The 12,228-nt window shown below is 62.4% G+C and carries 10 protein-coding genes and 1 pseudogene; 1 reads left to right on the top strand and 10 read right to left on the bottom strand.

Annotation, left to right across the window (positions count from 1 at the left end; genetic code table 11):
* Nucleotides 1-5 precede the first annotated feature (5 nt).
* The 5 genes and pseudogenes from P9220_RS21030 to tssF all read right to left on the bottom strand — a co-directional run bounded on the left by P9220_RS21030 (nt 6) and on the right by tssF (nt 6,154).
* Nucleotides 6-647 (bottom strand): hypothetical protein, encoded by a 642-nt coding sequence (locus P9220_RS21030; protein ID WP_309767400.1) that lies wholly within the window; start codon nt 645-647, stop codon nt 6-8.
* A gap of 13 nt (nt 648-660) precedes the next feature.
* Nucleotides 661-1,551 carry a glycine zipper family protein gene (locus tag P9220_RS21025; protein WP_309767399.1) on the bottom strand — a complete coding sequence of 297 codons (891 nt, stop codon included), beginning with the start codon at nt 1,549-1,551 and terminating at the stop codon, nt 661-663.
* The gene (locus P9220_RS21020; RefSeq protein WP_309768212.1) at nt 1,551-2,249 is read right to left on the bottom strand and encodes a DUF2345 domain-containing protein; all 699 of its coding nucleotides are present in this window, start codon (nt 2,247-2,249) and stop codon (nt 1,551-1,553) included. The genes P9220_RS21025 and P9220_RS21020 overlap by 1 nt, the downstream gene beginning before the upstream one ends.
* An 87-nt stretch (nt 2,250-2,336) precedes the next feature.
* Nucleotides 2,337-4,241: pseudogene (locus P9220_RS21015) on the bottom strand (type VI secretion system Vgr family protein); the annotation flags it as partial.
* 38 nt (nt 4,242-4,279) lie between these two features.
* On the bottom strand, nt 4,280-6,154 hold the full coding sequence (gene tssF / locus P9220_RS21010; RefSeq protein ID WP_309767398.1) for a type VI secretion system baseplate subunit TssF: 1,875 nt from the start codon (nt 6,152-6,154) through the stop codon (nt 4,280-4,282).
* 367 nt (nt 6,155-6,521) lie between these two features.
* On the opposite strand from tssF, the gene P9220_RS21005 reads away from it, so the two are divergent.
* Nucleotides 6,522-8,696, top strand: coding sequence for a malate synthase G (locus tag P9220_RS21005; protein WP_309767396.1), 2,175 nt, complete (start codon nt 6,522-6,524; stop codon nt 8,694-8,696).
* A gap of 47 nt (nt 8,697-8,743) precedes the next feature.
* On the opposite strand, the gene P9220_RS21000 is transcribed toward P9220_RS21005, so the two are convergent.
* The 5 genes from P9220_RS21000 to P9220_RS20980 all read right to left on the bottom strand — a co-directional run bounded on the left by P9220_RS21000 (nt 8,744) and on the right by P9220_RS20980 (nt 12,147).
* A complete protein-coding gene (locus P9220_RS21000; protein ID WP_035960104.1) occupies nt 8,744-8,929 on the bottom strand; it encodes a 4-oxalocrotonate tautomerase in 186 nt (61 codons plus the stop codon).
* 24 nt (nt 8,930-8,953) lie between these two features.
* The gene (locus P9220_RS20995) at nt 8,954-9,730 is read right to left on the bottom strand and encodes a class II aldolase/adducin family protein (RefSeq protein ID WP_309767394.1); all 777 of its coding nucleotides are present in this window, start codon (nt 9,728-9,730) and stop codon (nt 8,954-8,956) included.
* Nucleotides 9,693-10,616 carry an urea transporter gene (locus tag P9220_RS20990; protein WP_309767392.1) on the bottom strand — a complete coding sequence of 308 codons (924 nt, stop codon included), beginning with the start codon at nt 10,614-10,616 and terminating at the stop codon, nt 9,693-9,695. Before P9220_RS20990 ends, P9220_RS20995 begins: the two co-directional genes overlap by 38 nt.
* A gap of 93 nt (nt 10,617-10,709) precedes the next feature.
* Nucleotides 10,710-10,913, bottom strand: a complete 204-nt coding sequence (locus tag P9220_RS20985; RefSeq protein ID WP_309767391.1) for a hypothetical protein — start codon at nt 10,911-10,913, stop codon at nt 10,710-10,712.
* A 94-nt stretch (nt 10,914-11,007) separates the two neighbouring features.
* A complete protein-coding gene (locus P9220_RS20980; RefSeq protein ID WP_309767390.1) occupies nt 11,008-12,147 on the bottom strand; it encodes an iron-containing alcohol dehydrogenase in 1,140 nt (379 codons plus the stop codon).
* Between the last annotated feature and the right edge of the window lie 81 nt (nt 12,148-12,228).

The following is a 12,228-nucleotide window of genomic DNA, read 5'->3' as shown; positions in this document are numbered from 1 at the left end:
GGCGGTCAGACGGATGGCTCGTCGTCAGTTGGCTCGTCGTAAAACAGATCCATGATTCGCCGCCACTCGACGTTAGCCGCATACCTCGCTAAATAGTCACTTCTTTCGACTCGGCTGAGTCCTTCGAAGAAAGGTGAAAAGAAAGAGTCATCATAATAGCCCTCCGCTCCCTGCATCGATCCCGGCCTCCAGTATGGTAAGGCCTCGTCAAATATTAGCCAAGGCGGAGGAACCGCCAATTTAAGATCGATAATTCTCAGAATGAAACCAATGCTGTTCGTAACGATTCTAAGGACCTTATTCTTAAACTCATCAGCGATCGCGATAATCAGACTCTCGTCTCCACGGAGAGATCGATATTCGTGAACTTGTTCACCATTAAACTCGCGGTTTTCGCATAAGAGAAAATATCGCCCAATGAGCGATGAAACCGCTCTCTCATTGCGTGCTTCTATCAAAATCGACAGATAAGCAGCTTCGACTCCAATATCAGTTATATACGCTAATCGAGGATAAGTGGAGTCACCAGAAAATCGCTCAGCTATAGGCCGATTAAAAATGGCCTTTAGCTCCTTGACTGAGTATCCGAGGACTTGCTCCCTACGACCGGCACCAAACAACGACGCGATTCTTTTTCGAATAATCATAACGGGTTCCAGATTATTGAGGAAGGTTGTGCATAATCCAGTCGGCGGCGAAATATCCCGCGACACCGAAGACGATCCCGCCTACAGCACCGGTAATCAGAGCGCCTGGCCCTGTCTCAATCCCGCACGCTGCGCCTACCGCCGCCCCAATCCTCGCCCCGGCCATAGCAGATCCCCACCCGCCGGACTGCCTGACAATTTCAGTCCGGATCGGCTTAATGCTGTCCTGTCGAATCGATTCGTCTGCAGCCTGTTCGAGATCGTAGGCGGTGAAACCAATTGCAAAAATTCGCGAGACTTTCAGAACTCTAACGATGTTTCTTGTCACGGCATAGGAGGTTGGCGTGAAGACGGCCTTCGCCGGCACACTCCCTTTGAGTAGAACCTCTTTGTCTATGTCTCTTACCCATTCGATAATTTGGTCGACCTTCTTTGCGCGGTGAGGTATCGTCTCCTTGTATTTTTGCAAGGCCGCTACTATTTCGTCGGTTGACACGATTTTCGCCCCAGCGGCTTTGGCTTTTTCGATGTCGATGAAAATCGTCTTTCCGGTAAAACGTGGGGAGCCGTTCGGGAATGTGGAGCTTGCAGAAACGTAGTCGGACGGATATTGTCGACTACTGTAGACGTGTTGCGCCACCGACGCACTCGAATTGGGATCTGCCGGACGAATACCGAATTTCTCAGGCCAGACGTCATGTTTCAGTTGGAACTCTGGCAAGTTCTTCGCCAACAAGTAGGGATCGGTTGGCGATGCATAGACTTTCCTCACCAAAATACCATCCCTGCCGATTTCTTCAACCACGAAGAAGAAGTGGACAACGGCGGGCATGTCATGTCCGTCTACATCGTGATGCGAATCCACTATCGTATTGGTCGCTGCGTCGAAGCTCAGACTACTCATCACCACTGCTCCAACGCGAGTACACCGGTTAAGACTGTCAACTTCTGTGCTCCCATTGTGTAAACCCTCTCGCAGCAACCATCTTGATCAGTCAGTCCTCTATATGTATTGCCGGCTTCATCCTTGATGAAATAAGGTACGTTGGCCAAAGGATTACCGTCCTCTCTTTTGATTCTTATCTGTTGATCGTAACCGGTGGACAATACAGGCAGTATTCCTGACACTGACGACGGCCCCGGCACATCCCACGACGCGCCTTTCTCGAGAATCGGCCCGGGCGACCCATTCACGATTCCACTGCCGTTGATCTGGATATACGAGCCACCCGCGCCGATCCACACCTCCTTCGACGCCGTAATGACAACTTTCCCGTCCGTGCTGCTGATCGTAATGTCCTTCAATGCTGCCAGCGCCATCTGGTCGCTTTGCGCCTGCACGTCCACCCGCCCCTTCGCCGCAATCAGCTTGATCCCCAAGTGATACGCGAACATCGAAATTGCCCCGCCAACCGATGCGAACAACGACCGCCCCAGCGACACGCTCATGTCGCGCCCCGCCGTCACCGCGTGATCCTGTCCGCTCGCCAGATGCGTGTTCTCGGCCGCCGTCGTCGCAATCCCCGCACTGCTCGCCAGCACCATGTCGGGCCGCGTCATCTCGGGCGACGGCTTGTCGTGCGCCTTCGCCCCGCCCTTGATCGCCTCGTTCTGCGCCTTGATGGCGTGTGCAGCATCGCCCTGGCTCGCCTCGGCCGTCTGCGCGCGATGCTGTTTCGCCAGCTGCGCCAGCTCTTCATGCTGCGCACGCGCCTGCGTGAGCCGCGCGACGGTCTCGCCCATGTCCTTCACAGGCGCGCTCGCCCCGGCGCGATGCTCGGTCGTCACCAGCAAGCCATCGCTTGCGCGCACGACCCCGTGCGCCCCGGTCGCCAACTCGAAGCCCTCACCCCGCGCCTCAGCGCGCCCCTTATGTCCGTCGATGCGCGTGTTATGTCCGAGCACCAGCCGCGACTGCGCATGGTCGCTCGCCACCTGCACCTGCAGCTTGCCCGGCGAATCGTCGGTCAGCACGCTGTTGGCCGATTGTCCTTCGAGGTCGCGGCTCCTCCATCCCGACAACGTGCTATTGCGCGGCAACGCCCACGGCAGTTGATGAAACTCCGTCGTATGCGCCGCGATCACATACGGCCTGTCCGGATCGCTATCGAAGTAACCGATCTGCACCATCTGCCCCACGCGCGGCGTCCACAACGTGCCGTAGCCCGGCCCCTGCCACGCTGAGGCCACCTGCAGCCAGCAACTCGCCGTATCGTTCTGCGCATTGACGCGATCCCACACGAAGCGCGCCTTCACGCGACCGTACGCGTCAGTCAGTATCTTGTCCTTGTCATCGATACCGACCACCATCGCCATCTCGCCATACGCGCGTGGCTTGGCCGCGCTCTGCGGCGTGCGATAGAACGTGTCGGCAGGCACCGCGGTGAACTTCGTCTCGCACGTGTAACGACGCTCGCGCACATCGCGGCTCGTCACCGTATCGTTATTGACGATCTCCAGTTCCGTCGATACCACCAGGTACTCGCCATCGCCCGGCGTGAGCGGATAGCCCCGCAGCGTGAACACGTAACCCGTCATCAGGCCGCGCAGGTTGCCCTGGCCGCGGGCCAACAGGCTCTGCGCCCGATGCGCCTCCACCTTCACCTGCGCCAGATGCTCGGCTTCGAACATCGCGTCGTTGGGCCGCCCCGAGACGCCCAGGTGCGAGGCGAGCGGTTGGGCGTAGTCGCCCTACGCATACTCCTCGGCGTTGTCGAAGGCGCGTTCGCTATGCTCGGTGCGCTGCGCCTTGAGCTTCACGACCGACTGCGTATAGTCGTAGTCCACCACCGCCACTTTGCCCGTGGTGATGCTTCGCGTGACGTTGAACGCGTGTATGTGCTCTTCATCGATGCGCTGACCGCCGCGATCCAGATAGCGCAGCGTCTGATAAGCCGGGCCATGCGCCTTGAACGCACCGGGCGAATCGCACAGCACGAGCGTTGCGCCATCGACGAAATACGTGATGCCCCATTCCTGCCATAGTCGATCGAGAAAGTCGTAGTCCGACTCCCACCACTGCCGCTGATACTCCCGCGCGGGATAGCCGCGCTTGCCAAGGAACGGGCCCGCCAGCCGAAACTCGAACGCGACGCCCAGCCGGTTGAGGATTTCCGCCGAGATTTGCTTGATATCCTGGTTCTGGTACGTGCGGCTGTCGCGATTGAGCGTGCCGGTCCACAGCGCCGGACGAAGTTTGAAACGATAGAACGCACGGCGATCGTCCGCGCCCACGGCCTGCGCCTGCGCGATCACGCCGGTGATCTGCCGAATGTCCGCGCCGATGTTGCGCCCGAGCGCGCCGAGCGCGCCACTCGTGCCCGTGGCGCCTTGCACCCACGTGCCGTTGCCTTCGATCGCAATCGACAGCGTGACTTCAGTGCCGACGATCTTGTCCAGATCGACCAGCGCCTGCGCGGCGTACAGCGGCAGGCGCGCATCGTCGAGCGTGCTCGCCTCGATGTCGTACTCATAGAGCTTGCCGAGCTCCTCCTTGCCCGCGACGCGCGAAACCACGAGCAAGGGCGCATCGAGCCACTGCGGCAGCGCGGTGCCCGTGAGCGCCAGTGTGCGCGGCTGATCCAGCCAGTTCATGCAGATACTCCGTTCTTGTTGTTTTGAATTCGTGATGCTCAGGCCACGCCACGCGTGCCCATGCGCGGCGGCCATTGCGTGATGCGTCCGCGTTGCGTCGATTCGAGCACGGTGGTCGTGTAGCAATGGGAGGAGACGTGACGCGCGAGATAGCGCTCCACCACGAGACCGAGGGCATACGGGCTGGTATCGCCCAGACCCTGCTCATCGACCGTGAGCGTGCATTCGATCGCCCGCCCGTACGGCTGATCGAGTTCCGGTGACAGCAGGCACACCACCGGCCGCGTTGCCGTATCGACGATGGCGTCGATCGGGCGGCACGGTGAAGCATCGTCATCGAGATACAGGCGCAACAGACGACGCAAACCTTCGCCGGGTGTCGATGCGTTGAGCGTATCGAAGCCGAGATTGAGTTGCCCGTAGAGCTGCCACGCACGCATGCCCACGGCCATCGCCGGCCTGGGCGCGGTAGGCGCGCGTATCAGACCGATGCCTGCAATCGGCAGCGCGCGGCCCGGATCGACATCGTTACGGCCGTTACGGGACATCACGCACGGCAGGTCGCGATTCGTGAGCCACGCGTCGAGCGTGACGAACTTCGTGCCTTCGTTCAGCGGCTGTCCGCCTTGATCGGTCAGCGTCAGTAGCGTGCGCGTTTCGGTGAACGGGCGACGGGTCTCGTACTGGCGTTCGTCGTCGTCGCTCTGCTTGAGCACGCGCCGCAAGGCGAAACAGCGCGCGTCGCGCGAACGATCGTCGCGGTATGCCGCGTGATGGTCGTGAAACGCCACCGGCGGCGAGCCCTTGTCGACTTGACCGCGCACGGCCTGCACCGAATGCATTTCATAGTCGCGCGGCCGCTCCGGCACCGGCGTGATGAGGTGCTCGGCGTGAGCGGGATCAATCGAAAGCCGGGCCGTGGTTCGGGGAAACAGATTGATCAGTGGCGTGCAGTAGAGCGCGAAGTCCGCCATGCTCGTTTGCTCGGCCATCGCGCCGAACGGCCGGCTCAGCAAGACGACGATCTCGGCTTCGGGGCCATGAATCGATGAGAACGGCCTGGCGAGGCCGGTCAGCGTGAAGAAGCCAAAGCGCGCTGGAAACGCAAACCACTCCTGGAGCAAGTTGTGTCCATGGAACTTGTGCGGCACGCGTGGCAGAAGACTGTGCTCGGGTTCCAGCCCCTCATGAACCACGGCATCGCGTGTCACGCAATGCAGCCGCCCGTTCGCGAATGCACCCGGCGCGGCGATGACCGTCGAGATGCTTGCCGTATGCAGCAATTCGAACAGTCTGGATGCGGCGCCTTCATCGCCCGACAGATACACCGGCAGGCGGTCCAGCCCGCTCAAGCTCGAGATCGGCACGCCGCCCATCGTGCGCAAGGTCAGGCGCAGTGCGCCCAGCACGGGCCGATTGTCGGGTACATAGCGATAGAGCATCGGAATGTCGGGCGGCGGCGCATTGATGGCCCGCACCCGCGCGATGTCCAGTGGAAATATCCGCACGTCCTGGCTGCTGCGAAACTCGCAGGCGGTCTGTTCTTCATCGGAGACGAACGAACTGAACGCCGTCCCGCGCGGCAGCAGAATGCCGTCACTGCTATGGCCGTCGTCCTCCCTGGGGTAGGCTCGCGCCAGCGTCATCGACGGCGTCGGCGTGATGTAGTTCGGGTACGTCACGGCCAGGAGCGGCTGAATGAAGGCGGGAAACGCATCCTCCAGTTGCAGGACGCCGCGCGCCATGACAAACGCGAATGACTGGAGCAGTCTCTGTACGAAAGGATCGGCGATCTCCGTATCGCTGATTCCTAGCCGCCGGGCGATTTTGGGGTGATCCCGCCCATACTCGTGAGTGAGCGCGTGGATGTATCGCAGTTCATCGCCGTAACGATCGAGAAATCGCGGATCCATATGCACCAATCACCGTCGTGAACGCTAGAAACACCTTGCTGAGCGGAACACGCGAGCGTGTTGCGTCTTGAAAGCATCCGGCATGAGTATGTAATAGGGGTAGGAACATTGAAAGAGGAGAATTCCGAGTTTCTGAGCCGCGCCAGGCGGTTCGAGCTTCATCTGATTGACAGTCAGCAAGCGAGACTGCCCCGGCTGACCGGCTGCCAACGCTGGACGGCGCATACTTCTGTAACGACTGCCTCGCGCCCACACGTTTCACGGGCACATCGCTTGCAGCCGGTCAACATTCGATCCCCTGCCATTCCGCGCTACCATACCCCCCAGCCCCGCATCCCTTACGTACCAGCAATCAGCCGGAGTGCCCATGAACGAAATGACTCAACAGCACGGCCTCAAAGTCGCATCGAGCCTCGCGAAGTTCGTCGAGGAAGAAGCCATTCCCGGCACGGGTGTCAACGCCGCATCCTTCTGGCAAGGATTCGATGCCCTCGTGCACGACCTCGCGCCGAAGAATCGCGCGCTGCTCGCCGAGCGAGACCGCCTGCAGTCGGAGCTCGACAACTGGCATCGCAGCAATCCCGGCCCCGTGCGCGATCTGCGCGCGTATCGCAAGTTCCTGGCGGACATCGGCTATATCGTTCCCGCGCCCGCGCAAGTCCAGGCGACCACCGCCAACGTGGACCGCGAAATCGCCGAACAAGCCGGCCCGCAGCTCGTCGTGCCGTTGTCGAATCTCCGCTATGCGCTCAACGCCGCGAACGCGCGCTGGGGCAGCCTCTACGACGCGCTCTACGGCACCGACGCCATCGACGACAGCGACGGCGCCGAGCGCACCGCCGAGTTCAATCCGAAGCGCGGCGCGAAAGTCATCGCGTATGCACGCGCATTCCTCGACGACAACGCGCCCCTCGCTCACGGCTCGCATGCCGATGCCACGAAGTACAGCGTCGAGCAGGGGCAACTCGTCGTCACGCTCAAAGACGGCCGAAGCAGCCTCGCCAATCCCGAACAATTCGCGGGCTTCCAGGGCAACGCCAGCGCGCCGAGCGCCATCCTGTTGAAGCACAACGATCTGCACTTCGAGATTCAGATCGACGCGAACCATTCCATCGGCAAGACGGACGCTGCCCACGTCAAGGACGTGCTGATGGAAGCGGCCGTGAGCACGATCATCGATTGCGAGGATTCAGTCGCCGCCGTCGATGCCGCCGACAAGACCCAGCTCTACCGCAACTGGCTCGGGCTGATGCAAGGCCAACTGTCGGAGCAGGTCACGAAGAACGGCAAGAGCTTCACGCGCAGCCTGAACGCGGACCGCGAATACACCGCGCCGAACGGTTCCACGCTGAAGCTGCATGGCCGCTCGCTGCTGTTCATCCGCAACGTCGGCCATCTGATGACCAATCCCGCCGTGATCGATCGCGACGACAACGAGATCCCCGAAGGCATCCTCGATGCGGTGATGACCACGCTCGGCGCCATGCACGATCTGAAGAACAAGATCAACTCGCGCACCGGCTCCATCTATATCGTCAAGCCGAAGATGCACGGCCCCGCCGAAGTCGCATTCTCCGACGAACTGTTCACGCGCGTCGAAGACCTGCTCGGGCTGCCGCGTCACACGATCAAGATGGGCATCATGGACGAGGAACGCCGCACGAGCGTCAACCTCCGGGCGTGTATCGCGGCGGCGAAGGCGCGCGTCGCGTTCATCAACACGGGCTTTCTGGACCGCACCGGCGACGAGATGCATTCGTCGATGGAAGCCGGCCCGATGATGCGCAAGGGCGACATGAAGTCGTCGGCATGGATCGCCGCATACGAGCGCAATAACGTGCTCGTCGGGCTCAACACCGGCTTGCGCGGGCGTGCGCAGATCGGCAAGGGCATGTGGGCGATGCCCGACCTCATGCGGGCGATGCTCGAACAGAAGATCGCGCATCCGAAGGCCGGCGCGAACACCGCATGGGTGCCCTCGCCCACGGCGGCGACGCTGCATGCGCTGCACTACCATCAGATCGACGTGCAGCGCGTTCAGCAGGAAATGGAAAGCATCGACTATGAAGGCGTGAAAAGTGAGCTGCTCGACGGCCTGCTGACGATTCCCGTCGTCGAAAAGGCGACGTGGTCGGAAGACGAGATCAAGAGCGAGATCGAGAACAACGCGCAGGGCATTCTCGGTTACGTGGTGCGCTGGATCGATCAGGGCGTCGGCTGCTCGAAGGTGCCGGACATTCACGATGTCGGCCTGATGGAAGACCGCGCGACGCTGCGCATTTCGAGCCAGCACATCGCGAACTGGCTGCGGCATGGCATCGTGACCGAAGAGCAGGTACGCGCGACGCTCGAACGCATGGCGGCGGTCGTGGATCAGCAGAACGACGCCGATCCGTACTATCGCCCGATGGCGCCCGCGTTCGATAGCTCCTACGCGTTCAAGGCCGCGTGTGCGCTCGTCTTCGAAGGACGCACGCAGCCGAACGGCTACACGGAACCGCTCTTGCACAAGTTCCGTCTTGCCGCAAAGGAAACGATGTAATCGTCATCGAAACGCGGCGGCGCCGTGCCGTCGCGTTTTTTTCGGCGCTATTGATCCGACCAGAGCTTGCCTGCGGTCGCCCAGTTCTCGCGCTTCACGTCCGTCAGGATGATGTCCACCGAGCCCGGCTCGCAGCCGAGCGTCTCGCAGGTCGTGCGCGTGATCGCTTCGACGAACTTGCGCTTCTCTTCCGCCGTGCGGCCTTCGAAAAGCTGGATGTTGAAAGTCGGCATTGCGTTGATTCCTCCCGGAACGTGTTAATCGCGATATGAAGCATCGATGCGCTCGAGCTTGCGCAGAAGCGCGGGCCATTCCAGCGCGCCTTCGATGGCGTCGTCATCGTGCAGTTGCGCCGCCGTGCGGGTGACGACCTCTGGCGTAGGCACGAGCATCTTCCCCACGCCCGCCAGGGCGCGCAGTTGAATATCGCATGCCTTGACGAGCATATCCATCAGCACATAAGCCTCGGCAACCGTACGCCCGAGCGTGAGCGGCCCGTGGTTGCGCAAGAGCATCGCGCGATGCGCGCCCAGACTCGCGACCAGCCGCTCGCCTTCCGCGCGCGAGAACGCGAGTCCCTCGTAATCGTGATACGCGAGATGACCGTGAAAACGCATCGCGTGCTGAGACGCCGGCAGCAGACCATGCGGCTGCGTCGATACCGCGATCGCCTCGCGCACATGCAGATGCATCACGCAGGCCGCATCCGCGCGGGCGGCATGCACGGCGGCGTGCAGCGCGAAGCCCGTCGCGTTCACCGGATGCGCGCTTTCGCCGATCACATTGCCGTCGATATCGATCTTCACCAGATTCGACGCGGTGACTTCATCGAACGCAAGCCCGAACGGATTGATCAGAAAGCGGCCCGGCTCGTCCGGCACGCTTGCGGAAATATGCGTGTAGACGACATCGTCCCAGCCGTTCAGCGCGACGAGCCGGTACGCCGCCGCCAGATCGACGCGCGTCGCGGTTTCGGCGGCCGAGCGCGGTCCGCTTTCATCGATCCTGCGCTCGGACGTGTGGGTGAACGACATGCGATTCTCCTTTCGATGTTCTTTCGATGCGCCTCGCCACGGCGATCGCCGTCCACGACGCAAGCACGAAGGGCGCGGTCAGCGCCGCGATGCCGATGCAATCCGCGATGCGCTCGATCGATACCGCGAGCGCCATCGCGATGAACGCGTAGCGCGCACCGAGCGATGCGGTCGCGAGCGCGGCCAGCGCCGCGTTGAAGCCGCACGCGCCGGAAAGCACGACGGCGTCGCTCGCACCGCACAGTGCGTGCAGCGCCGCGCCGATCGCGCTGCCCGCAAGCGCCCACGCCGCGCGTGCCGGACGCGCCGCAAAAAGTCCCGCCGCGATGAACGCGCCCGCCATCGCTCCCGATGCGAACACGATCGGCGCGAGCCCCGCGAACGCGGCCTTCGTCAGTGCGGCGCCGCCGGACGAAACCGGCCCGAGCGCGCCGACTTCGCCGCGATCGGCGAGAAACGGCATCCAGCACCAGGTGACGATGATCGCCGGGCTGGAAAAGATCGGCAAGGCGCGAAGCGAAAGAATGCGGGTGAGCCGGCCGGCGAGCAGCGTGGCGAATGCCGCCGAGAGAATGGCGACGGCCGCCGCCTGCGATGCATCGCGAATGAAGGTGAACGCAGCAAGCGCGGCGAGCGCGCCGTTGAAGCCGTAGAGGTCGTCGCGGATGACGGGCGATCCGGCGTCTTCGGTGATGACCGCGATCACGTTGCCGACTATCGCGCCGATCACGAGCGCGCACGCGAGGCGCGGGCTAGCGCACGCGACGCCTGCGAGCAGCAGCGCGCCGGTCGCGGCATTGCGCTGAAGCACGATTTGCCCGATGGAACGGGCGAAACGGAGGAGCGAATCGCCGGGTGCGGCGTCGGTGTGGGAAGCGAGGGACATGCGCGGCGGCTACGCAAAGGAAGCCGCCAGCATAGGGGAAGCCGCGCGCGTCGTGCGACGCGGGGCCGTATAGCGAATATTCGGGGCTACGGGTTAGTTGAGCGCCAGCGGCATCATCGTGGAGCCGTCGATGGTGGCGGTCGCGTAGTTCAGGTCGGAGTTCATTTTCACGAATTCCGTGACGTTCTCGCGGAAATTCGGGTGCTTTTCCCACGTGATGTAGCTGGCATCGACGACGGCAGACAGCGTGAGCAACGTAAAGGCGATTTTTTCGAGAATGACGTAACGGGTGCGCATGACAGTAAATCCGGAATTTGCTGCGCATTGTAACAAAGACTAGGGTTTTCCCCTAGTCTTTGTTGCAATGCCGCAAATCGTCATGCGCCCGGCCTTACATCGATGCTTCGAGGATCGCGGTGTAATCGTCGCTCGACGCGTCGCGCGGATTCGTCTTGTGGCTGTGATCCTTCAGCGCGCCCGCAATGATGCGTGGGAACAGATCGCGCGTCACGCCGAGTTCCGCGAGACCGCGCGGCAAGCCGAGCGCCGCGGTCATCCGGCGGATGGCGTCGCCGACGTCGTCGCCGGCGGCGAGACCCATCGCCTGCGCGATGCGCGCGAGCTTGTCCTCTTCGACCATCGACGATGCCGTGCTGTTGAAGGCAATCACCGCCGGCAGAAAGATCGCGTTGAGCGTGCCGTGGTGCAGCTTCGGATTGATGCCGCCCAGCGAATGGCTCAGGCTGTGTACGCAACCCAGGCCCTTCTGGAACGCCAGCGCGCCCTGCATGGATGCGCTCATCATGTTCCAGCGCGCGGCGCGGTCGGAACCGTCGCGGGTCGCGCGCTCGATGTGCCGCCACGCGCGCCAGAGGCCGTCGAGCGCGATGCCGTCGGCGGGCGGGTTGAACGCCGGCGCCATGAAGGTTTCGAGGCAATGCGCGATGGCGTCCATGCCGGTCGCGGCCGTGAGCATCGGCGGCAGGCCGAACGTAAGTTCCGGATCGCAGATGGCGACCTTCGGCACCACATGCGGAGAGATGACGCCGACCTTGCGGCCATCGTCGAGAATCAGGATGGCGCCACGGCCCACTTCGCTGCCGGTTCCCGCCGTCGTCGGAATGGCGATGACCGGCGCCGTCGCCGCCGTGATGCGCGCGAGGCCGCCCTCGATCACCGCGAAGCTCGACATCGGGCCTTCGTGCGTCGCGCAGACGGCGACGCCCTTCGCCAGATCGATCGACGAGCCGCCGCCCGCCGCGATCACGCCATCGCAATCGTTCGCGCGATACAGGTCGACGGCCGCGCGCACCGCGGCTTCATTCGGGTTCGGGGGCGTCGCGTCGAAGACCGGCGCGGTGAATTGCGGACCGAGCGCATCGACGACCTTGTCCAGCAGACCCGCCGCGCGGATGCCCGCATCGGTCACGATCAGCGGGCGGCGAATGCCGAAGCGCTCGCACTCGCCGGCGAGCAGGCGCACCGCGCCGAAGTCGAACTGGATCTGTGTGATGTAATTGATGAGAGCCATGGTGGAATGACGAAAGGTTATAGCGCTTAACCGAGTATACGAGCGCATCCCCGTCCTCGATACTGACGGCATGTGATACCG

Source organism: Caballeronia sp. LZ016, assembly GCF_031450805.1.
In the GTDB taxonomy this organism is placed as follows: domain Bacteria; phylum Pseudomonadota; class Gammaproteobacteria; order Burkholderiales; family Burkholderiaceae; genus Caballeronia.
The sequence above is the reverse complement of the archived record's forward strand: the minus strand, read 5'-3'. Positions and strand labels throughout refer to the sequence as shown.